21 protein-coding genes and 1 pseudogene are annotated in these 21,930 nt (G+C 73.7%); 15 read left to right on the top strand and 7 right to left on the bottom strand.

Going from position 1 to position 21,930, the window contains the following annotated elements:
- Positions 1–93: 93 nt before the first annotated feature.
- A complete protein-coding gene (locus ACFYYW_RS15890) occupies positions 94–528 on the bottom strand; it encodes a peptidase inhibitor family I36 protein (RefSeq protein ID WP_387649229.1) in 435 nt (144 codons plus the stop codon).
- Positions 529–653: 125 nt separating this feature from the next.
- Between ACFYYW_RS15890 and ACFYYW_RS15885 the strand changes: the two genes are divergently transcribed.
- From ACFYYW_RS15885 to ACFYYW_RS15855, 7 genes are all read left to right on the top strand, one after another.
- Complete coding sequence (locus ACFYYW_RS15885) at positions 654–1,139, top strand: MarR family winged helix-turn-helix transcriptional regulator (protein ID WP_387649226.1); 486 nt, start codon at positions 654–656, stop codon at positions 1,137–1,139.
- 79 nt (positions 1,140–1,218) lie between these two features.
- Positions 1,219–2,658, top strand: a complete 1,440-nt coding sequence (locus tag ACFYYW_RS15880) for an MFS transporter (RefSeq protein ID WP_387649223.1) — start codon at positions 1,219–1,221, stop codon at positions 2,656–2,658.
- A 34-nt stretch (positions 2,659–2,692) separates the two neighbouring features.
- Positions 2,693–3,169, top strand: coding sequence for a TIGR03618 family F420-dependent PPOX class oxidoreductase (locus ACFYYW_RS15875; protein ID WP_387649220.1), 477 nt, complete (start codon positions 2,693–2,695; stop codon positions 3,167–3,169).
- Between the two features lie 59 nt (positions 3,170–3,228).
- A complete protein-coding gene (locus ACFYYW_RS15870) occupies positions 3,229–4,311 on the top strand; it encodes a dihydrodipicolinate reductase (protein ID WP_387649217.1) in 1,083 nt (360 codons plus the stop codon).
- Positions 4,308–4,844, top strand: a complete 537-nt coding sequence (locus tag ACFYYW_RS15865; RefSeq protein WP_352325308.1) for a carboxymuconolactone decarboxylase family protein — start codon at positions 4,308–4,310, stop codon at positions 4,842–4,844. The genes ACFYYW_RS15870 and ACFYYW_RS15865 overlap by 4 nt, the downstream gene beginning before the upstream one ends.
- Position 4,845: 1 nt before the next feature.
- Positions 4,846–6,456 (top strand): GMC oxidoreductase, encoded by a 1,611-nt coding sequence (locus ACFYYW_RS15860; RefSeq protein ID WP_387649214.1) that lies wholly within the window; start codon positions 4,846–4,848, stop codon positions 6,454–6,456.
- Between the two features lie 96 nt (positions 6,457–6,552).
- Complete coding sequence (locus tag ACFYYW_RS15855) at positions 6,553–7,536, top strand: alpha/beta fold hydrolase (RefSeq protein WP_387649211.1); 984 nt, start codon at positions 6,553–6,555, stop codon at positions 7,534–7,536.
- Between the two features lie 48 nt (positions 7,537–7,584).
- On the opposite strand, the gene secD is transcribed toward ACFYYW_RS15855, so the two are convergent.
- The 5 genes and pseudogenes from secD to ACFYYW_RS15830 form a co-directional block, all read right to left on the bottom strand.
- On the bottom strand, positions 7,585–9,822 hold the full coding sequence (gene secD / locus ACFYYW_RS15850; RefSeq protein ID WP_387649208.1) for a protein translocase subunit SecD: 2,238 nt from the start codon (positions 9,820–9,822) through the stop codon (positions 7,585–7,587).
- 38 nt (positions 9,823–9,860) lie between these two features.
- The gene (locus ACFYYW_RS15845) at positions 9,861–10,250 is read right to left on the bottom strand and encodes a hypothetical protein (RefSeq protein ID WP_387649205.1); all 390 of its coding nucleotides are present in this window, start codon (positions 10,248–10,250) and stop codon (positions 9,861–9,863) included.
- 55 nt (positions 10,251–10,305) lie between these two features.
- Positions 10,306–11,916: an amidase gene (locus ACFYYW_RS15840; RefSeq protein ID WP_387649202.1), complete on the bottom strand. Its 1,611-nt coding sequence runs from the start codon at positions 11,914–11,916 to the stop codon at positions 10,306–10,308.
- A 153-nt stretch (positions 11,917–12,069) separates the two neighbouring features.
- Entirely contained in the window at positions 12,070–13,197 is a 1,128-nt protein-coding gene (locus ACFYYW_RS15835) for an esterase-like activity of phytase family protein (protein ID WP_387650027.1), read from the bottom strand.
- A 120-nt stretch (positions 13,198–13,317) separates the two neighbouring features.
- Positions 13,318–13,428 (bottom strand): annotated as a pseudogene (locus ACFYYW_RS15830) (PT domain-containing protein); the annotation flags it as partial.
- Between the two features lie 70 nt (positions 13,429–13,498).
- Here ACFYYW_RS15830 and ACFYYW_RS15825 point away from each other — a divergent pair.
- Positions 13,499–15,361 (top strand): ABC transporter ATP-binding protein, encoded by a 1,863-nt coding sequence (locus tag ACFYYW_RS15825; protein ID WP_364392135.1) that lies wholly within the window; start codon positions 13,499–13,501, stop codon positions 15,359–15,361.
- Positions 15,362–15,363: 2 nt separating this feature from the next.
- Here the strand turns inward: ACFYYW_RS15825 and ACFYYW_RS15820 are convergent, their stop codons facing one another.
- Positions 15,364–15,906, bottom strand: coding sequence for a GtrA family protein (locus ACFYYW_RS15820; RefSeq protein WP_387649198.1), 543 nt, complete (start codon positions 15,904–15,906; stop codon positions 15,364–15,366).
- A 237-nt stretch (positions 15,907–16,143) separates the two neighbouring features.
- Here ACFYYW_RS15820 and ACFYYW_RS15815 point away from each other — a divergent pair, with 237 nt between their 5' ends.
- From ACFYYW_RS15815 to ACFYYW_RS15785, 7 genes are all read left to right on the top strand, one after another.
- A complete protein-coding gene (locus ACFYYW_RS15815; RefSeq protein WP_387649195.1) occupies positions 16,144–17,154 on the top strand; it encodes an ABC transporter substrate-binding protein in 1,011 nt (336 codons plus the stop codon).
- A complete protein-coding gene (locus tag ACFYYW_RS15810) occupies positions 17,151–18,191 on the top strand; it encodes a methyltransferase (RefSeq protein WP_387649193.1) in 1,041 nt (346 codons plus the stop codon). The genes ACFYYW_RS15815 and ACFYYW_RS15810 overlap by 4 nt, the downstream gene beginning before the upstream one ends.
- A 148-nt stretch (positions 18,192–18,339) precedes the next feature.
- A complete protein-coding gene (locus ACFYYW_RS15805; protein ID WP_387649190.1) occupies positions 18,340–19,422 on the top strand; it encodes a hypothetical protein in 1,083 nt (360 codons plus the stop codon).
- Positions 19,419–20,696, top strand: coding sequence for a hypothetical protein (locus tag ACFYYW_RS15800; protein WP_387649187.1), 1,278 nt, complete (start codon positions 19,419–19,421; stop codon positions 20,694–20,696). The genes ACFYYW_RS15805 and ACFYYW_RS15800 overlap by 4 nt, the downstream gene beginning before the upstream one ends.
- Positions 20,693–21,079, top strand: a complete 387-nt coding sequence (locus ACFYYW_RS15795) for a FixH family protein (protein WP_387649184.1) — start codon at positions 20,693–20,695, stop codon at positions 21,077–21,079. The genes ACFYYW_RS15800 and ACFYYW_RS15795 overlap by 4 nt, the downstream gene beginning before the upstream one ends.
- Before the next feature lie 45 nt (positions 21,080–21,124).
- The gene (locus tag ACFYYW_RS15790) at positions 21,125–21,733 is read left to right on the top strand and encodes a helix-turn-helix domain-containing protein (RefSeq protein WP_352327213.1); all 609 of its coding nucleotides are present in this window, start codon (positions 21,125–21,127) and stop codon (positions 21,731–21,733) included.
- Complete coding sequence (locus ACFYYW_RS15785; protein WP_387649181.1) at positions 21,730–21,930, top strand: ferredoxin; 201 nt, start codon at positions 21,730–21,732, stop codon at positions 21,928–21,930. The genes ACFYYW_RS15790 and ACFYYW_RS15785 overlap by 4 nt, the downstream gene beginning before the upstream one ends.

The raw sequence follows: 21,930 nt of genomic DNA, 5'->3' as shown, positions 1-21,930 counted from the left end.
CGGGCGGAACGATCATCGCGACACCCCCACGGGCCGGGAACGGCGACGGCCGGCCGCCGCGGGGTTCGCGGGGCCGGCCGGAGGGTTCGAAGGTCAGCCGTGGGAGTCGGTGGTCGCGGCGCGCTTGATGCTCAGCTCGTCACCGCCGATGGAGCAGGAGGGGCCGTTCGGGCCGCCGAAGCGGACGGAGTCGAAGAAGTCGCGGAAGGTGACGTAGAAGTTGCCCTTGCCGCGCGGGCCGGTGACGGCCGAGCAGCCGCCGTAGTCGGCCTCGGAGTAGAGATGGATGAGCGTGTCGGTGCGGTTCCAGTCGGACTTGGCGCGGTCGCCCATGCCCAGCGCCGCCAGGTTGGCCGTGCTCGCCTGGAGCTGGACGATGTCGCCGGTGCCGTCCAGACCGGAGAACAGGCAGTAGTTGCCCTCCTGGCAGCGGTCGTATCCCGTCGCGGCCTGCGCGGGGGACGCCACTGCGGCCAGCGCGGCCACGGCGATCGGTAACGCCAGAACGTGAAACTTCTTGCCCACCATGCCTCCATGGACGAAACTTTCCTTCGGTCCGAACATACCCAGTGAGATCAACTTGCGCTAGACCGTCAGGGTGCACGTTCTTCAGCGGATAATCCGCTACGGGATGAGTTGGTAGCCTCGGTGACATGACTTCGATGGCGCCCTCGCGTACCGAGCACGACCTGTCGTTCCTGCTCGACCACACCAGCCACGTGCTGCGCACCCGGATGGCGGCGGCCCTGGCCGAGCTGGGGCTGACCGCGCGCATGCACTGCGTGCTCGTGCACGCCCTGGAGGAGGAGCGCACGCAGATCCAGCTCGCCGAGATCGGCGACATGGACAAGACCACGATGGTGGTCACCGTCGACGCCCTGGAGAAGGCCGGGCTGGCCGAGCGGCGGCCGTCGAGCACCGACCGGCGGGCCCGCATCATCGCCGTGACGGAGAAGGGGGCCCAGGTGGCGCGGCGCAGCCAGGAGATCGTGGACGGCGTGCACGCCGCAGCCCTCGGCTCGCTCCCGGACGACGAGCGGGAGGTGCTGGTACGCGCCCTGAACCGGCTGGCCACCGGCCACCTCGAGACCCCGGCCGAGGCCCCCCAGCCGGTCCGGCGGGCCAGGGAGCGCAGCTGAAAAGTTCCGTGGCATATCGTCTGTAACGGAACTATCTGCTACGGTCTCTCCTGTTGCACCCCTTGAACAGGAGACGACCATGTCCCTCACCTCCCGGCGCACCGCCCTGGCCGTGTTGTCGACGTCCGCCTTGATGACCATCCTCGACGGCAGCATCGTCACCGTGGCCATGCCCGCCATCCAGCGCGACCTGGGGTTCTCCCCCGCCGGGCTGAGCTGGGTCGTCAACGCGTACCTGCTCGCCTTCGGCGGGCTGCTGCTGCTTGCCGGACGGCTCGGCGACCTCGTGGGCCGCCGGACGATGTTCCTGGCCGGGAACGCGGTGTTCACCGGCGCGTCCCTGCTGGCCGGCGTGGCGAACAGCGAGGGCCTGCTGATCGCCGCCCGTTTCCTGCAGGGCGTCGGCAGCGCGATGGCCTCGGCCGTCGTACTCGGCATCCTGGTGACGCTGTTCACCGAGCCGCGCGAACGGGGCCGGGCGATCGCGGTCTTCAGCTTCACCGGCGCGGCCGGCGCGTCGATCGGGCAGGTGCTCGGCGGCGTGCTCACCGACGCGCTGAGCTGGCACTGGATCTTCTTCATCAACCTGCCGATCGGGCTGGCGACGATCGTGCTGGCGCTGCCCGCGCTGCCCGCCGACCGGGGCCTCGGCCTCGCGCGGGGCGCCGACGTGACCGGCGCGCTGCTGGTCACCTCGGGCCTGATGCTGGGCATCTACACCGTGGTCAAGGTCGAGGAGCACGGCTGGCTCGCCGCGCACACCCTGGCGTTCGGCGCGGCGTCGCTGGCCCTGCTCGCCGGCTTCTTCCTGCGCCAGGCCACCGCGCGCACGCCGCTGATGCCGCTGCGCGTGCTGCGCTCCCGCAACGTGGCCGGTGCCAACGTCGTGCAGATGCTGGCGCTGTCGGCGATGTTCGCCTTCCAGATCATCGTCGCGCTCTACATGCAGAAGGTGCTCGGGTACGGCGCCCTCGCCACCGGGCTGGCGATGCTCCCGGCGGCCGTGGCGATCGGCGGCGTGTCGCTGTTCGTGTCGGCGCGACTCAGCGCCCGCTTCGGCGCGCCGGCCGTGCTGCTGGCCGGGCTGGTGCTGCTGCTGGCCGCGATGGCCTGGCTCACGCGGGTGCCGGTGGACGCCGACTACGTCACCGACCTGTTGCCGGTCATGGTGCTGATCGCGGGTGGCGGGCTGGCGCTGCCGGCGCTGACCACGCTCGGCATGTCGGCCGCCCGCGCGGACGACGCCGGCCTCGCCTCGGGGGTGTTCAACACCACCCAGCAGATCGGCATGGCACTGGGCGTGGCCGTCCTGAGCACGCTGGCGGCCTCCCGTACGCAGGAGTTGCGCGCCGGCGGGGCGGCCGAGGCGGCGGCGTTGACCGGCGGCTACCACCTGGCCTTCGCCACCTCGGCGGGGCTGCTCGCGGCGGCCGTCGTGGTCGCCCTGGCCGTCCTGCGCCGTCCCCGCGCCGCCGCGTCCGCCGAGGCGTCGCGGCTCGACGAGCCCGCTGCCCTCTGATCCCCCCTCTCACCGCGAAACGGAGCTGATCATCATGACCGAGCCCGCCTACGGACCCGGACAGGGCCCCGGCGCCCGCCCCCTCACCGAGGACGAACTGCTGCGCATCCTCGCCCGCCAGCCCTTCGGCGTGCTGGCGACGCTCAGGCGCGACGGCCGCCCGCACCTGGCCTCGATGGCCCTGCGCTGGGACGCCGCCGGACGCGTCCTGCGCATCTCCTCCGCCGAGGGCCGCGTCAAGGTGCGGCACCTGCTCGCCGACCCGCGGGCGACGGTGCACCTGCAGGGCGACGACGTCCTGTCGTACGCCGTCGCCGAAGGACGGGCGGAAGTCTCCGAGCCGTCGCTCGCCCCCGGCGACGCCACCGGACGCGAGCTGCTGGACATGGCCGGCGGCTTCCCCGACCCGGCGGACGAGGCCGCCTTCCTGGCGGAGATGGCCAGGGCCCGCCGCCTGGTCATCAGGATCCGGGTGGACCACCTGTACGGCATCGCCCTCGACGCCGCCTGACCGGCGGCCCCGGTTGCCGGGCCCTGTACACCAAACCAAGCGCTTGCTACGCTCCGCCCATGACGTCCACCGTGGTGTGGGGTACCGGCAACGTCGGCCGCGCCGCCATCAGGGCCGTGGAGGCCCATCCCGACCTCAGTCTCACCGCCGTCGTCGTGCACTCCCCCGACAAGGCCGGCCGCGACGCCGGGGAGCTCGCCGGGCTCGGCCGCGACCTCGGCGTCACCGCCACGGACGACGCCGCCGCCGTCCTGGCCGCCCGCCCGAGGGCCGTCGTGTACGCCGCCTCCGGCGACCTGCGTCCCGACGACGCCCTGGCCGACGTCCTGCGGGCCGTCCGGGCCGGCGCCGTCGTCGTCACGCCCTCCCTGTACGCCCTCTACGACCACCGCGGCGCCCCGCCCGAGCTGCGGGACCAGGTGCTGGCCGCCGTCGCCGAGGGCGGCGGCTCGCTGTTCGCCTCCGGCATCGACCCCGGCTGGGGCAACGACCTGCTGCCCCTGCTGCTCAGCGGCCTCGGCTCGGTCGTGGACGCCATCCGCTGCCAGGAGATCTTCGACTACTCGGGCTACGACCGCCCGGACGCCGTCCGGTACATGGTCGGCATGGGCCAGCCCATGGACTACGAGCCGCCGATGATCGCGCCGACCGTCCCGTCCATGGTGTGGGGCGGGCAGGTACGGCTGATGGCGCGGGCCCTCGGCGTCACGCTGGAGGAGATCCGCGAGGTCGTGGAGCGGCGGCCGCTCGACCGCACGGTCACCACCGCCGGCATGGGCGACTTCGAGGCCGGCACCCAGGGCGCAGTGCGCTTCGAGGTGCAGGGCGTCGTCGAGGGCGAGCCGCGCATCGTGATCGAGCACGTCACCCGCATCCACCCCGCCTGCGCCCCCGACTGGCCGCTGCCCCCGGACGGCGGCGACGGCGCCCACCGGGTCATCGTCGAGGGCCGCCCGCGCATCGAGGTCACGATCGAGGCCACCGACGAGGGCGGCAGCCGTTCGGCGGGCGGGAACGCCACCGCGGCGGGCCGGCTGGTGAACGCCATCGACTGGCTCGCCGCCGCCCCGCCCGGCCTGTACGACGCGCTCGACGTCCCGCTGCGTCCCGCGTGCGGCCGGCTCGGAAGGAAGAACCCATGATCGTCGACGTTCCGGGGGGCAAGGACCCGATCGCCTACGTCTGGGGCGAGCTGGTCCCCGGCATCGGGACCGCCGCCTCGAAGTTCTCCATGGCCGTCTACGCCCACACCACGCTGGGCCTGCGCGAGTTCGAGGCGGCCCGGCTGCGGATCGCGCAGATCAACGGATGCGTCTTCTGCCTCGACTGGCGCACCGAGCGCGACGGCGTCAAGGTCGAGGACGGCTTCGCCGACGCGGTCGCGGACTGGCGCGCCACGGACGCCTTCGACGCGCGCACCCGGCTCGCCGCCGAGTACGCCGAGCGCTACGCCCTGGACCATCACGGGCTCGACGAGGAGTTCTGGTCCCGGATGACCGAGCACTACAGCCAGAACGAGATCGTGGAACTGAGCATGAGCATCGGTTCCTGGTGGGCCTTCGGCCGGCTCAACCACGTGCTGGGCCTGGACACGGCCTGCATGCTGACCGGCGGCCCGGCACCCTCCGTCCGACCGACCGAGTCCGCGTCAGACCGACCGAGCGAGGGCACGTGACATGAACACCAGCCGCCGCACCTTCATCGCCGGAACCGCCTCCCTCCTGGGCGCCGCCGCACTGCCCGGCCGCGCCGCCACCGCCACCGTCGCCACTGCTGCCGGCGACGGGCCGATCGCCGACGGCGCCCGCGTGTCCGTCCTGGTGATCGGCACCGGGTACGGCGGCTCGGTGGCCGCCCTGCGCCTGGCCCAGGCGGGCGTCGAGGTGCACATGATCGAGATGGGCATGGCCTGGGACACGCCCGGCTCGGACGGCAAGATCTTCTGCAACACGCGCGAGCCCGACTATCGCTCCTACTGGCTGCGCACCAGGACCAAGGCGCCGCTCAACTACTTCCTCGGCTTCCCCATCGACCGGGACATCCCCCGCTACACCGGCATCCTGGACGCCGAGGAGTTCGCCGGCATCACGGTCTACCAGGGCCGCGGCGTCGGCGGCGGCTCGCTGGTCAACGGCGGCATGGCCGTCACGCCCAAGCGGGAGAACTTCGCCGCCGTGCTGCCGTCGGTCGACGCCGACGAGATGTACGGCGTCTACTACCCGCGCGCCAACTCCGGCCTCGGCGTCGGCCTGGTGGACCCGGCCTGGTTCGACAGCACCGCGTGCTACCAGTACGCCCGCGTGGGCCGCAAGCACGCCCAGCGCTCCGGCTTCCCGTTCACCTTCGTCCCCGACGTGTACGACTGGGACTACATGAAGCAGGAGGCGGCCGGCACGGCCACCCAGTCGGCGCTGGCCGGCGAGATCCTCTACGGCAACAACCACGGCAAGAAGTCCCTGCAGAAGACCTACCTGGCGCGGGCCCGCGCGACCGGCAGGGTGACGATCTCGCCGCTGCACCAGGTCACCTCGGTCGCCCCGGCGGCGGGCGGCGGCTACACCGTCCGGATCGACCAGCTGGCCACCGACGGCTCGGTCACCGCCGCCAAGACCGTCACGGCCGCGCGGGTGTTCTTCGCCGCGGGCAGCGTCGGCACGAGCAAGCTGCTGGTCAGGCTGAAGGCCACCGGCGCGCTGCCGGGTCTGAACGACGAGGTCGGCCAGGGCTGGGGCGACAACGGCAACGTCATGTGCGGCCGGGCCAACCACCTGTGGGACCCGACCGGCAAGCTGCAGTCGGCCATCCCGTGCGCGGGCATCGACAACTGGACGGCCGGGGGCGCGTTCGCCGAGGTGGCGCCGCTGCCGACCGGGATCGAGACGTACGCCTCGTTCTATCTCTCGATCACCAACACCCCGCGCCGCGCGCAGTTCTCCTGGAACGCCGCGACCGGCAAGGTGGACCTGAGCTGGCAGACCGCCTGGAAGCAGACGTCCATCGACATGGCGAAAACGATCTTCGACAAGATCAACGCCAAGGAGGGGACGATCTACCGCACCGACCTGTTCGGCGTGTACAAGATCTGGGGCGACCACCTCACCTACCACCCGCTCGGCGGCGCGGTGCTCAACAGGGCCACCGACAACTACGGCCGCCTGGCCGGCCACCCCGGCCTGTACGTCATCGACGGCTCGCTGATCCCCGGCAACACCACGGTGAACCCGTTCGTCACCATCACGGCGCTGGCCGAGCGGAACATCGAGAAGATCATCGCCACCGACCTTTAACGCAGGGTTTGCCGAAACGGCAACGGAGTTGGCGGGCCGCGGCACGGGCCGCGCATGATCCTGGTGACAGGCCAGGACTATGTGCGTGGAGGAACGATGTCGCAGCTCACCCCGGTCGCCGAGGGCGTCCACCGCCTGGTGCCCTCCCCCGCCGGCCGCGTCCATCTCGTGGAGGCGGGGCAGGGGCCGCTGGTGTTGCTGGTGCACGGCTTCCCGGAGTCCTGGTACTCCTGGCGGCACCAGCTCCCGGCGCTGGCCGCCGCCGGGTACCGGGCGGTGGCGGTGGACGTGCGCGGCTACGGCCGCTCGTCCAAGCCGGCGGACGTGGCCGCGTACCGGATGACCGAGCTGGTCGAGGACGGCGTGGCGGTGGTGCGGGCGCTGGGCGAGCGGACGGCGGTGATCGTCGGCCACGACTGGGGCTCCTCGATCGCGGCCCACAGCGCCCTGCTGCGGCCGGACGTCTTCCGCGCGGTCGCCATGCTCAGCGTGCCGTACACGCCGCGCGGCGGGCCGCGTCCCACCGAGACGTTCGCCGCCATGGGCGGGACGGACGAGTTCTACGTCAGCTACTTCCAGACGCCCGGCCGGGCCGAGGCCGAGATCGAGCCGGACGTCCGGGGCTGGCTGGCGGGCACGTACGCGGCCCTGTCCGCCGACACCAAGCCGGGCCCGGACGCGCCCCACCCGCTGTTCGTGGCCCCGGGCGGCAGGATGCGCGACCGGTTCCCGGCCGGCGGCCCGCTGCCCGGCTGGCTGAGCGAGACCGACCTCGACTTCTACGCCGCCGAGTTCGAGCGCACCGGCCTGACCGGCGCGCTGAACCGCTACCGCAACATGGACCGCGACTGGGAAGACCTCGCGCCCCACGACGGCGCGCCCATCGTCCAGCCCTCGCTGTTCGTCGGCGGCGCGCAGGACGACACGACCCAGTGGCTGTCCGGCGCGATCGACGCCTTCCCCACCACCCTGCCCGGCCTGGTCTCCTCCCGCCTCCTGGACGACTGCGGCCACTGGATCCAGCAGGAACGGCCCGACGAGGTCAACGCCATCCTCCTGGACTGGCTCGCCCGGCTCTGACCCGCGACGCCGCGGGCCCGCCCGCGCGAGGCGGGCCCGCGGCGCCGGTCACAACACGGCTCCCGAGCCCTCGCGGGGCCGCCGGGCGGCCTTGGGCGCGGGCGGCTGGGGGGCCGGACGGCGGTCGTACCGGGCCAGCCCGATGGCCGCAGGGCCGGCCACGAACGACGACGTCAGCGTGCCCACGACGATGCCGGTGACCAGCGCGATCGCGAAGTCACGCAGCGAGTCGCCGCCGAAGACGGCCAGCGCGACGAGCACGAACAGCGCGCCGAGCCCGGTGTTGACGGTCCGCGGCACGGTCTGCAGGATCGCCGTGTTCACCGCCTCGGCCAGCGGCGCGGTGCGGCGGGCGGCCCACAGCTCGCGCACCCGGTCGAACACCACCACCTTGTCGTTGACCGAGTAGCCGACCACCGTCAGCATCGCGGCGAGGAACACGCCGTCCACCGGCTTGCCGAGCCAGGCGAACAGCCCGATCACCACGGCCAGGTCCACCAGCAGCGCCAGCACGGTCGCCGTGCCGAACGTCCAGCGGAAGCGCACCGCCAGGTAGAGCAGCTGCGCCGCCACGGCCACGCCGAGCGCGATGACGGCGTTGCGGCGCAGCTCCTCGCCCAGCGTGGGGCCGATGAACTCGTCGCGCGCCTTGCTCACCTCGCCGCCCTGGCCCTCCAGCGCGGCCTGGATCCTGGCCGGGTCGAGCTGCCCCGCGCGCACGGTCACGCCGTCGGCGGCGGCCTGCACGACCGCGCCCGGATAGCCGGCCTCGCTCACGAGCCGCCGGGCGGTGTCGGCGTCGACCGGCCTGGAGGTGCCGAACTCCACGAGCCGGCCGCCGGTGAACTCGACCCCGAAGTCGAGGCCGCGGGTGAACAGCCCGGCCAGCGCCGCGACGACCAGGCCGGCCGCGACCGCCAGCCACAGTTTCCTGGCCTTCATGAGCTGGGGGTTCCGGCGGGCCAGCCACGTACGGACCGCGCCCGGTGAGCCGAGCCCCGACAGGCGCGGCCCGATCCGGCCGATGACGGCATGGGTGAGCACGCGGGTGATCAGCATGGCCGACACCAGCGAGGCCAGCACGCCGATCGCCAGCGTCACGCCGAACCCCTTGACCGGGCCCGAGGCCAGCCCGAACAGCAGCGCGGCGGCGATGAGCGTGGTGACGTTGGAGTCGGCGATGGCGCTCCAGGCGTTCTTGAACCCCCGGTTGAGGGCCGGGGCGAGCCCGCGGGCCGGGGCCAGGCCGTACTCCTCCCTGGCGCGTTCGAAGACGAGCACGTTGGCGTCGACCGCCATGCCGATGGCCAGCACGAACCCGGCCAGGCCGGGCAGCGTGAACGTCGCGCCCATCGCGACCAGCGCGGCGTAGGAGATCAGGCCGTAGCAGGTGAGCGCGACGGCGGCGAGCAGGCCGGACAGGCGGTAGATCACGACGATGAACAGGGCGGTCAGCACCAGCCCGGCGATCGCGGCCTTGACGCTGGCCTCGATGGCGTCGGCGCCCAGCGTGGGGCCGACCGTCCGCTGCTCGACCAGGTCGAGCGGCACGGGCAGCGCGCCGCCCTTGATCAGCACCGCCAGGTCGCGGGCCTCCTCGTGGGTGAAGGACCCGGTGATCTCGGTGTTGCCGCCGGGGATGCCGGCGCCGCACGGCACGGACGGGTCGAGCTGCGGCGAAGAGATGATCTTCTTGTCGAGCACGATGGCGACGCGCCGCTTCGGGTCGCCCGCCGGCTGGCAGGCGGCCTCGCCGGTCATCCGCTGCCAGGCGTCGGCGTCGCGGAAGTCGACCGTGACCGACCAGCCGGGGCCGCGCTGCGGGTCGCTGCGCTCGGTGGCGTCGCTGACGCCGTCGCCGCTGATCGCCGCCGGGCCGAGCGCGAGTGGGCTGCCGCTCTCGTCGGGCAGCGCGGTGGCGTCCCCGGCCTTGCCGGGGCCGGTGACCGGGTGGAAGGCGAGCTGGGCGGTGCGGCCGATGACCTCGGCCGCCTTGCTCGGGTCGAGCACGCCGGGCAGCTCGACGATGATGCGCTTCTCGCCGGAGCGGGCCAGCGTGGGATCGACGACCCCCAGCGCGTCCGCCCGGCGGCGGAGCACGTCGAGGGCGCGGTCGGTGGCCGAGGAGTCGGCCGTGACCGTCGGGGAGTCTCTGGCCTCGAAGACGAGCTGGGTACCGCCGCGCAGGTCGAGGCCGAGGCGTGGCGTGGCGGTGAGGGACAGGATGATCGAGGTCGCGATGACGGCGAACGCCGCCAGCGCGCGCCACATGGGCGCACGTGACATGAGGCCTCCACAGGCTCAGGTGTGCGGAAGAGGGATCTTCAGAGCACTGGGGAGGGAGGCGCGCGGGCCGCCGCCGCGCCCCGGGGGCGGTCGGCGGCGACACGGCCGGCGGGCCGCCGTACGACGGCCGACCAGACGTGGAGCGACCGGGCCGGGGCCGCGGCGGGCAGCGCCTGCCCGCCGGGCCCGGCCTGGTCGTGCCCCGCCTGCCTGACCTGCGCGAGCGGAGGCGGCGGCGGGGTGGAGCCGAGCTGGGCGACGGCGGGCCGGTCGGCCGCCGCCTGGACCGCCGTGACCTGCGTGACGGCCTGCGTGACGGCCTGTGTGACGGCCGGGGCGGCGACCTGGGCGGCGACCTCGGCATGGCCCGTCGCCGGGAGCAGCCACGACAGGACGAGAAGCAGCGCGGCGGGCAGCCTGGTGCGCACCTCGCCTCCTTCCCATCGTGGCCGTCGCCCCTACCGTAGCCCGCCGCCGGGCCGCTCAGGGCAGGGTGCGCAGGTACGCCGGCGGTTTGCGGACCTGAGTGGCCTGCTCGAAGGCGTATCCGAGAGCGATCAGGGACGGCTCGGAGAAGCGCCCGCCGAAGAACGTGACGCCGAGCGGCAGGACGTCCCTGGCGTACCCGGCCGGGACGGTGACCGCCGGGTAGCCGGAGATCGCCGAGGGCGCGGAGGAGGAGACGAAGCCGGTGAAGTCGTCGCCCTTGGTCAGGTCGGTCAGCCAGGCGGCGTGGTTGGTGGGGGCGAGCAGCGCGTCCAGGCGGCCGGCGGCCATCGCTGAGTCGATCGCGCGGCGGGCCAGCGTGGTGGCCCGGTCGCGGAGGGCGCGGTAGGCGGGGTCGTCCAGGTCGCCGGTGGTGGCCTGGGCCTGTTCGAAGACCTCCTGGCCGAAGTACCGCAGCTCGGTCCCGGCGTGCCGGCGGTTGAAGTCGATCAGTCCGGCCAGGTCGGCGGGGTGCCGTCCGGGGGTGGCGGCCAGGTAGGCGTTCAGGTCGTGCTTGAACTCGGTCAGCAGCGCCGGGAACTCGGCCTCGCCGGCCTGGTCCACGCCCTCCAGCTCGACGTCCACCACGGTCGCGCCGCGGGCCTTGAGGGTGGCGACGGCGGCGTCCAGGGCGGCGCGCACCTCCTGGTTGTCGCCCGCGACCGAGCGCCACACGCCGACGCGGGCGCCGTTCAGCGCGCCGGGACGCAGGGCCTTGAGGTAGTCGCGGTCGCCGCCCGGGACGGTCGCGGGGTCGCGCGGGTCCGGCCCCTGGATGGCCGAGAGCACGGCGGCGGCGTCGGTGAGGTTCCTGGTGATCGGCCCCGCGGTGTCCTGCCGGGCCGAGATCGGCACCACGCCGGCCCGGCTGACCAGCCCGATCGTGGGCTTGATGCCGACCACGCCGTTGATCCCGGCCGGGCAGACGATCGAGCCGTCGGTCTCGGTGCCGATGGTGACGGCGGCCAGGGTGGCGGCGGCGGCGACCGCCGAGCCGCTGCTCGACCCGCAGGGGTTGCGGTCGAGGACGTAGGGGTTGTTGGTCTGCCCGCCGATCGCGCTCCACCCGCTGGAGGACGGGCTGGAGCGGAAGTTGGCCCATTCCGACAGGTTGGCCTTGCCCAGGATCACCGCGCCGGCCGCGCGCAGCCGCTGGACGAGGAACGCCTCCGCGGCCGGGCGGGCGCCGAGCAGCGCCTGGGAGCCGGCGGTGGTGCGCAGCGGCGCGGCGGTGTCGATGTTGTCCTTGAGCAGGACCGGGACGCCTTCCAGCGGCCCGTGCGCGCCCCGGCGGCGACGGCGGTCGCTGCGCTCGGCCTCGCCCAGCGCGCCCGGGTTGGTCTGGACGACCGCGTGCAGCAGCGGGTCCACCGCGCGGATGCGGTCGAGGTAGAAGCGGGTCAGCGTCACCGCGTCGAAGCGTCCGCGGTCCATGGCGCGTTGCAGGTCGAGCACGGTGGCGCGGTCGAGGTCCAGCCCGCGCAGGACGGTGCCGGCGGACGGCGGGGCCGCCTCGCGCGCGTGCGCGGGGACGGCCGCGGTTAACCCGGCGGCCAGCGCGAGCGCCAGAGCGGCGGCCGCCCGGCGTGCGGGCTTCAGGAGAGTCATGGCTGTCGAGCGTAGCCATGATGCTTTCCCGGGAAAATATTCCAATTCGTATATATCCGCCAGCCTTGGTCCGGGCCGCTCCCCGCGGGCGCGGGGTCCGGGCCGGCGGCGGGGCGGGCCCCTCCTCCGCGGCCCCGGACCGGTGGCGGGGCGTCAGGGGCAGCCCGTGGCGGCGAAGGCCGTGAACTGGCTGACCTCGTTCCTGCTGAAGTTGTCGTCCGAGCCGATCACCAGCGTGCACTCCCCGGTGGCCAGGCGCGGCCCCCACGACATGGCCTCCAGGTTCTGCACCGGCGGCCGGAAGTCGCCCAGGTCGTAGACCAGCCGCTTGCTGACCGGCCGGTAGCCCGCGCTGAGGTCGTCCCGGCTCAGTACGTTGGTCGCGCCTGTCAGGTCGATCTCGTACAGCTTGACCTTGTAGTCGACGCCCTCGATCCAGGAGCGTTCCAGGGCCAGGTAGCGGTGGTCGTCGATGGGCAGGATCTCCGAGACCCCGCTGTCGGACTCCCCGGTGGGCGGCACCGGCGCGGCCGGGAGCGCGTCGAGCGGGTAGACGAACTGGCCGCGCGGGACGCCCCGCCGGTCCCACACGGTGAGCCGGGCGGGCGCGCCGTGCCGGACCGTGGGCGGCTCGCCGTCCTCGTACCGCGGGCCCTCGGTCATCGCCGTGATCCGGCGGGCGGTGACGGCCAGGCCCTCGAAACCGGCGTTGCGCCGCGGGCCGTGCTCGGTGGTGGTCAGGCGCAGGTTGCCGGGCAGGCGCAGGTCCCCCTGGTGACGGCCCTGGAGGTCGGCGGTGCGCACGCCGGAGGCGGCCAGCGGCAGGTCGGGGTGGCCGGCGTCGGGGCGGTCGCCCTCGTCGCCCCACAGCAGGCGGCCGGACCAGCGGTCGTACCTGACGGACTCGGGGTCGGCCGAGCCGGGCTTGCCGTAGCCGGGGTAGGGGGTGCCGTCCTGCCTGGTCAGCGTGGTGACGCCGGTCAGGCTGATGCCGGTGAACGCGCCCGAGTCCCGGTCGATGTCCAGGCGGGCGGTGTAGAAGCGGGCGGGACCGTAGCGCCAGCGGTCGTCGGAGATCAGGTACCAGGCGCCGGTGCGCGGGTCGCGGTCGATGCCCGACACCCCGCCGACGGTGGTGCCGTCGAACTGCATCAGGTACGGCAGCCGCTGCTCCCCGAGATACCGGGTGATGCGGACCTCCTCCCGCGGGGCCGCCCAAGCCGGCTGGGTGACGCTCATGGCGACCGCGCACGCGACCGCGAACCCCGTGATTCTTCGCATTCCGTCCCCTGTGTCGTTCTGGTTACGTGGAGTGACCGGGGGACATGAAATCGTGCCGCGCCCGCCGGGGCGACCGGGACACGCCGCCGCCCGCGCGTCTTTGCCTGGCGGGCCGTCTGTCGGGCCGTCTGTCGGGCCGTCTGTCGGGCCGTCTGTCGGGCCGTCTGTCGGGCCGTCTGTCGGGCCGTCTGTCGGGCCGTCTGTCGGGCCGTGGACAGGCCGGTGGCGCACGGGCCACCGTCCTGTCACCGCGGCGCGCGAGGCGACGGAAACCGTCGGTGCCCGTCCGCACACTCAGCGCATGCCCGATGAGCCTCTGGAACTCGGTGAGATCACCGTCTCCGACTGGTACGCCCACAACGACAAGATGGCCGAGGTCGGCTTCCTGACCATCGCCAGGCGCCTGCCCTCGCTCGTGAGCCAGGCGATGCGCATGGCCTGGCGGGCCGGCCCCCGCGACACCGTGGCCACCATCGCGCTCAACCTCCTCGGCGGCCTGTTCACCGCGTTCGGCCTGCTGGCCACCACCGGCGTGCTGAGCGCCCTGTTCAGCGAGGGCCCGACCCCCGACCGGGTGCTGGCCGCCCTGCCCAGCCTCGTCCTGGTCGGCGCGGCCGCCGTGCTGCGCACGGTGGTGCAGGCCGGCGCGGGCTGGGCGCAGTCGCGCCTGACCCCGCAGATCTCCCGCCACACCGAGGAACGCCTCTACGGCCTGACCAGCCAGGTGGAGCTGGTCGCCTACGACGACCCGGAGTTCCACGACAGCCTCGAACGCGCCAACATCCGCGGCGTCAGCGTGGCGAGCGCGGTGGTCAGCTCGGCCATCAACGTCGTCACGGCGGCCGTCGGCATCGCGGCGGCGGCCGGCGTGCTGGGCGTGCTCCACCCGGTGCTGCTGCCGCTGCTGCTGCTGGCCGTGCTGCCCGACGCGTGGGCCACCGTGCGCGGCGCCCGCATGCGCTACTCGACGATGTACTCCCTCATCCCCGCCCGCCGCCGCAAGTGGATCATCGCCGAGCTGCTGGCCGACCGCGAGCCCGCCGCCGAGGTGCGCTCGTTCACCATGCGCGGCTTCCTGCTGCGCATGTACGACGCCGTCGCCAGGGCCGAGCAGGAGGTGCTGCTCACCCTGGCCAGACGCCAGACCCTGGCCGGCCTGGTCGGCGAGGCACTGGGCGGCCTCGGCACCGCCCTGGTCTACGTCGCGCTGGGCGTGCTGCTGGCCGTGGCGGCGATCCCGCTCGCGGTCGCGGGCACCGCGGTGCTGGCCATCAGGACCGGCCAGTCCTCGCTGGCCAACCTCCTGTACGCCACCAACCGCCTCTACGAGGACGGCCTCTACTTCACCGACTTCCTCCAGTTCTGCGCCGACGCCGAGCGCCGCGTGCCCGCCGCCCGCTCCGCGGCCGTGCCCGAGGGGTTCGAGCGCATCGTGGCCGACGACGTGACCTTCACCTACCCGGGCGCCGACCAGCCGGCGCTGCGCGGGGTGACGGTCGAGATCAAGCGCGGCGAGGTCATCGCGTTCGTGGGCGAGAACGGCTCAGGCAAGACCACCCTGGCCAAGATCCTGTCCGGCCTGTACGAGCCCGACACCGGCACCGTCTCCTGGGACGACGTCGACCTGGCCGACGTGTCCCCCGACGACCTGCGCCTGCGCACGGCCGTCATCGCCCAGGACCACACCCGCTGGCCGCTCACCGCCCGCTACAACATCACCATGGGCACCGACAAGGGCGAGCCCGCCCTGGTCGCGGCCGCCTCGGTCGCCGGGGCCGACGAGGTGGTCGCCGGCCTGCCGCACGGCTACCGCACGCTGCTCGACCGCCGCTTCAAGGACGGCTGCGAGCTGTCCGGCGGCCAGTGGCAGCGCATCGCGGTGGCCAGGGGCTTCCACCGCGACGCCGACCTGCTCATCTGCGACGAGCCCACGGCGGCCCTGGACGCCCGCGCCGAGCACGCCCTGTTCGAGCGCATCCGCGACCACTCCGAGGGCCGCACGGTGCTGCTCATCACCCACCGGCTGGCCAGCGTGCGCTACGCCGACCGGATCTACGTCCTCGACCACGGCAAGGTCACCGAGCAGGGCGACCATCAGGCGCTGATGGCGCTCAACGGCCTCTACGCCGAGCTCTACACCCTCCAGGCCGCCGCCTACCGCTGACCCTAACGCTGCCCCTGCCGGACGCCGGACCTGCGGGGCTTGCGCTTGGCCACCGGCAGGGTGCGGCGTCCGTGGTACCGGGGGACGGCAACCGGCCGCACGCCGACGGAGTGGGTCTTCTCGTCGGGGAAGACCCACTTCCGCAGCGCCCAGAAGCGGAACACCATGGCGACCAGCGTGCCGACGAGCTGCGCGCTCACGAAGTCGGCGATCTCCTGGGCGGCCACGCTCACGTCGGGGACCTCCAGGCGGAACACGTACCGGGAGATCCACAGCGGCGCCGAGCTGAGCACCAGGCCGATGCCGCTGACCAGGAAGAACAGCCCCGCCTCGTGGCGGCGCTCGCGACCGCCCCTGAGCCGGAACGACCACTCGCGGTTGAGCACGTAGGACACGATCGTCGCCACGAGCACCGCGATGATCTTCGCGGTCACCGGCTTCGGTTCCAGGACGGTCAGCTTCAGCCCGTAGAACACCGCGTTGTCCACCACGAACGTCGCTCCGCCGACCACCGCGAACTTCAGCAGTTCACGGTGCCTCAGCACGAGCGCCTGCAGCGGCGCCGGTAATCTCGCGAGTACTGCTTCTGCGATTCGGAGCACTCTCGATCTTCTCATCCGTCCGGACCGCGAAGGACGGGCGTTCTGACACGGCGGCCTTCCCGTTCTGACCGGGCGTTGCAAGGCGGGCCTCCCGATGGTGCACTCAAGGGCGTTGGTTCCGACCTGTGTTCAGGCCGCCAGCGGGAGCGAGGGCCGGCGGCGGACCTCGAAGGGAGAACCGTGAGACGATTACGTCCCCCACCGCTGTTCCTGCTCGCCGCGCTGGCCGTCCTGGTCGCGGCCTGCGGCGGGGCCGCGCCCGGCGGCCCGCGGACGGCCGGTTCCGGCGCGCCGCCGGAGAAGATCAGGATCGGCGTCATCCCGATCCCCGACAGCGCGCTGGTCTACCTGGCCCGCGACCGCGGCTACTTCGCGGCCGAGGGGTTGTCGGCCGAGCCGGTGACCGTGCAGGGCGGCGGCCCGGCGATCGACCGGATGAAGGGCGGCGCCCTGGAGTTCGGGCTGGTCAACTACGTGACGGCGTTCCTGTACCAGCGGCGCGAGCCGGGGCGGCTGAAGCTGGTCGCCGACGCCTACCACGCCGCGCCGGGCGCGTTCCAGCTCTTCGTGGCGCCCGGCAGCCCGATCAGAAGCGCGCGCGACCTGCGGCGCTCCGGCGGCGCGAAGAAGAGCGTCGCGGTGGCCACGCTGCGCTCGGTCGGCACGCTGAGCGCCGAGACCGTGCTCGCCGCGGCCGGGGTGCCCGCGGACGACGTCGCGTTCAAGGAGATCCCGCTGCCCGACATGCCGGCCGCGCTGGCCGCGCACGCGGTGGACGTGGCGTGGATGACCGAGCCGTTCATCACCGCCTACCGCCGGCAGGGCGGCCGGTCGCTGGGCGACGCCATGGCGAACGTCCCCGCCGGGTGGCCGATCGCGGGGTGGGCCACGACCGCCGCGTACGCGGCCGCGCACCCCCGGGCGGTCGCCGGGTTCCAGCGGGCCATGGCGCACGCCCAGCTCGACGCCCGGGACCGCAGGCTGGTCACCGGGGTGCTGGGCACGTACACGAAGATCCCGCGTGAGGTGCTGCCGACGATCACGCTCGGCTCGTTCCCCGCCGCGCTGGAGCCCGAAGGGCTGCAGTCGGTGGTGGACACCATGGTGAGGTTCCGTTACCTGCCCGCGCCGCTGCGGGTGGAGAGCATGATCGTCCGTCCGGCCTGGGAGTCGGGGAAGGGGAACCCATGAGCGAGACGCCGGAGCGGGCGCGGGTGCTGCGCCTGATCGACGACTACATCCTGTACGCCGCCGTCCGGGCCGCCCTGCGGCTGTCGGTCTTCGACCTGCTGGCGGCCGGGCCGTGCGCCGTGCACGAGCTGGCCGACGAGATCTCCGCGGGCGGCGCCGGCCGTCCCGACGAGATGCTGCTCGGCCGCCTGCTGCGGGCGCTGGAGCACCTGCGGCTGGTCGAGCGGGACGCCCGCGGCCGCTACCTGCTCACCGGCGAGGGCGACCTGCTCACCAGCGGCCGGGACGACTCGCTGGCCCCCGCCGCGCTGATGTGGGGCGAGGAGCTGTGGCGCGACTCGGCCGACCTGCTGCACCGGACGATCATCAGGGGCGCGCCCGCCGCGCTGGAGCTGCACCAGGTGGACTCCCCCTACGCCTGGCTGGGCGCCCGGCCCGCGGCCGGCGCCCTGTTCAACGAGTTCATGGCCACCCGCAGCGTCACCGTGGCCCGCGCGCTCGCCGAGCAGGACGTGACCGGCGTGGACACGGTCGCCGACATCGGCGGCGGCACCGGCATCGTCCTGGCCACGATCCTGGCGGCCCGTCCGCGGCTGCGCGGCGTGCTGTTCGAGCTGCCCGAGGTGGCCGCGCAGGCCCGCCGTCACCTGGACGGGCGGGCGGGCATCACGGTGGCCGAGGGCGACATGTTCACCGACCCGCTGCCCCGGGCGGGCCTCTACCTGCTGGGCAACATCCTGCACAACTACCCCGACGAGCAGGCCGCCAAGCTGCTGGCGCGGCTGGCGTCCCTGATGGACGGCCGCGCCGAGTTGTGGATCGTGGACGCCGTCCTCGACGACGACCCGCACCGCTCGCCCACGTCGGCGGTCGCGCTGGACATGAAGATGCTCACGCTGTTCAGCGGCGGCCAGGAACGCACGCTGACCGAGGTCGAGAGCCTGCTGGGGGCGGCGGGGCTGCACGTCGTCCGCACCGAGCCGCTGCCCCACGGGCTGCACCTGGTGGTGGCCAGGCAGCGCCCGGCTCCGGCGTGAGGCCCCGGCCGCCGCGCACCCGCGGCGGCCGTCGGCGAGACTGGCGGCCACGGGCGTCGGCCCGGGCCGCTCGGGGACAGTGATCTTGGGCTTTCCGCCACTTCGCGGCTTCTGGAAGTATTCGATCATGGAAGAAGGGAGACGCGAAGTGGCAGAGGCCAACGCGGGCGTACGACGATTACTTGCGGACTCCGGGGAGCCGCGCGGATGGGTGCCGCTCCGGGCGGATCTCGTCACCGCGCTGCTGGGGGTCTGGTTCGGCGTCGGGTTGATGATCGACGCCTGGGCGCACACCAACCTCAGCGACCTGGAGACGTTCTTCACGCCGTGGCACGCGGCGTTCTACTCCGGGTTCGCGGCGGTGTCCGGCTGGATCATCTGGCAGGTGTTCCGCAACGTGCGGCTCGGCCGGCAGGGGGTCGCGGCCGTTCCCCAGGGTTATCTGGCCGGGCTGGTCGCCATCCCGGCGTTCGCGCTCTTCGGGCTGGCCGACATGACCTGGCACACCGTGCTCGGCATCGAGACGAGCGTCGACATCCTGTTCAGCCCCTCGCACCTGGGGCTGATCGTGACCATGCTGCTCATCATCACCACGCCGCTGCGCTCGGCCTGGAACGCCCCCGACGTCGGCGTCCGCCCCTCGCTCGGGCGGCTGTTCCCGGCGCTGGCCGGGCTCGCGTTCGCGGCCACGCTGGTGTCGCTGTTCCTGTCGTACGGCGACGCCCTGCAGTACCGGTCAGCGCGCGTCGTCGAGGCGTTCTCCAGCGTGGACGGGCCCGGCGCCGAGCATCTGGCCACCTCCATGGTCATCAGCAACGTCGTCCTGCTGGCCCCGGTGCTGCTGGTGGCCCGGCGCTGGAACCTGCCGTTCGGCGCGGTGACCGTCATGTACACGATCGCCGTCCTGATGCCCGGCGCGCAGACGGCGTTCGAGAACGTGTCCACCCTGCTCACGTTCGTCGCCGCGGGCCTGGCGAGCGACGTGCTGATCCGCCTGCTGCGCCCGTCCGGCGCGCGGCGGGGCGCCTACTGGGCCTTCGCCGGGCTGTCGGCCTTCGTCACCTGGTCGCTCTACATCGGGGTCGCCTCGGCGGCCGTGGGCACGCTGCCCGCGGTGCCCGAGCTGTGGACCGGCGCGCCGGTGGTGGCCGGGCTGATCGGCCTGGCGCTCGGGGCGCTGTTCCTGCCGAACGCGCTCCCCGCGGACGCGGCCGACGCCGGACGGGCATGATCCGGCCGCTCCGGGTCCTGTGTCTCGTCGCCGTACTCCTGCTCGCGGGCGCCGCCCCGGCCGCGGCCCACAACGTCACGGCCGGCGCGGACCTGCGCTTCGCCCAGACCATCGCCGGCGCCGAGCTCACGGTCGTGATCAAGGGCACGTCGCGGGTGCCCGGGCCGCTGCTGATCGGTGTGATCGCCTACGAGCCGGCGACCGGGCCGCCGATCGGCCTGGAGGTGCGCTCGGTCGAGGACGGCCGCAGGGCGACGGCCACCGCGCAGCCGTCCGCCACCCCCCGGTACGTCAAGATCACGGTCGAGCGCACCGGGCCGCACGAGCTCAGGCTGACGGCGGGCGACGAGGTCGCCGTCCTGCCGTTCCGCGTCCTGGTGGACCGCGGCTCCGCCGGCGAGTTCCTGATCTACGGCGGCCTGCTGGTGGCCGGGCTGCTGCTGGTGGGCGGCCTGCTCACCGGCGCGCTGTCGCGCAGGACGCCGGCGATGCTGCTGGCCGGTGGCGCGGCGGCCGCGGTGACGGTGGCCGCGATGGTCGTCGTGTTCGAGCCCGCGTTGCCGCCCCCGCCACCGGACGGCGCCGCTCCGGCGGTGAACACGACGGCTCTCGGACGGCCCTTCGCGCAGGGACGGGTGACGACCGTCCCGGCCCGTCCGGCGGCCGGCGCGGAGTTCACGCTGCGACTCGACCTCACCGACGGCTCGACCGGGCATCCGGTGGACGACCTCGTCCTGCACCACGAGGCGCTCGCCCACCTGGTGGTCACCAGCGAGGACGGCGCCTGGTTCCGGCACCTGCACCCGCTGCGCACCGCGCCCGGACGGCTGGAGGTCCGGCTGCGCGCCGACCGGCCTGGCCGGTTCCTGGCCTACGCGGAGCTGGAACGCGAGGACTCCGGCGGCCAGCTGCTCGACGGCGAGTTCCGGGTCGCCGGGCCCGCGGTGGCCGCTCCGCCGCCGGCGCCGCCCGCGACGGGGGGCACGCCGGTGGTGCGGCCGTCCGTGCCGGTCGCGGGGCGTCCGGCGGCGATCGAGGTGGCTCTCGGGGGCACGCCGCGGCAGTGGCTGGGCATGTCGGGGCACCTGATCGTGCGCAGCCAGGACGGCGCGTTCCTCGGCCACGTGCACGAGATGGGCGCCCCCGCGCCCCGGCTGCGCTTCACGTTCAGCTTCCCGGCGCCGGGCCGCTACCTGGCCTGGGCGCAGTACGCGGCCGCCGATCGGATCGTGACCGTGCCCTTCACCGTCGAGGTCGCGGAGGCCCTCGGATGAGGCGGATCCTGGCCGTCGCCGCCCTGCTCGCGGCGGCCCTGGCGGTGTTCCTGTACGTGCGCGGCTCGGCGCCCGGCCCGCTCACCCTCACCAGCACCGGCGAACGGTACGCCGTCACCGTCGTGGTCCCGAGGCCGACGACGGGCCGCGTCACGGCCGAGGTGCGGGTGACCTCCGGCGACCCGCACACGGTGGCGCTGTCCACGGTGATGCCCGGCATGGGCCACGCCACCCCGGAGATCGTCGCCGACCCGCGGCAGCCGGGCCGTTACGTGGCCGAGGGCGAGTTGTTCCCGATGGCCGGGGTGTGGGAGCTGTCGGTCCGGCTGAGCGGCGCGGCGGGAGAGGAGGTGCTGGTGGTGAAGGCGCCGATCATGGGATAGGCAGCCGCTCTTGACGGATGAAATGAACGATCTTTTAATTCGTCCATGGGACGGATCGCCGGCGTCACCGCCGCCGAGACGCGGGAACGCCTGCTGCGCGCCGCCGCGGACGTCTTCGCCAGGCGCGGCTACGACGGCACCCGCGTCGCCGACATCGCCGCCGCAGCCGGGGTGAGCAACGGCGCCCTGTACGCCCACTTCGGCTCCAAGGCCGGCCTGCTCGTGGCCGCGCTGGGCGCGCACGGGCGGCGGCTGATGGACGGCCTGTTCGCCGACGGCCCCGACCGGCCGGTCGCCGACCTGCTCGTCGCCGTCGGCCGCCGGCTGCCCCGCCCCCTGGACGCCGGCGGCGACCTCGTCGTCGAGGCGCTGGCCGCCGCCCGCCGCGACGAGGACGTGGCCCTGCCCATGCGCGACTACGTCGGCGAGCGCGCCCACTGGCTGGCCGGCCTGGTCCGCGCCGGCCAGGACGGCGGCGAGCTGGACCACGCGCTGTCACCGGAGGCGATCGCCCATTTCTGCCTCCTGCTCGCGATGGGCAGCGCGCTCATCGCCCCCGACCCCCACCAGGTGGACGAGGAGGAGTGGGCCAGGCTGCTCATCCGCGTCGTCGCCGCCCTCTCCCCCGCCCCACCGCCCGAAGGAACGCCGTGAGAGTACAGATCGACCCCGAGCGCTGCCAGGGACATGGCCGCTGCTACGACCTCGCCCCCGACCTGTTCGGCGAGGACGACGAAGGTTACGGAACGGTCCTCGGCGACGGCCAGGTGCCGCCCGGCCAGGAGCGCACCGCGCGGCTGGCCGTCTCCAACTGCCCGGAGCGGGCCATCGACCTGCTCGGGGAGGCGTGA

The organism is Nonomuraea sp. NPDC001831, from assembly GCF_042892035.1.
In the GTDB taxonomy this organism is placed as follows: domain Bacteria; phylum Actinomycetota; class Actinomycetes; order Streptosporangiales; family Streptosporangiaceae; genus Nonomuraea.
The sequence above is the reverse complement of the archived record's forward strand: the minus strand, read 5'-3'. Positions and strand labels throughout refer to the sequence as shown.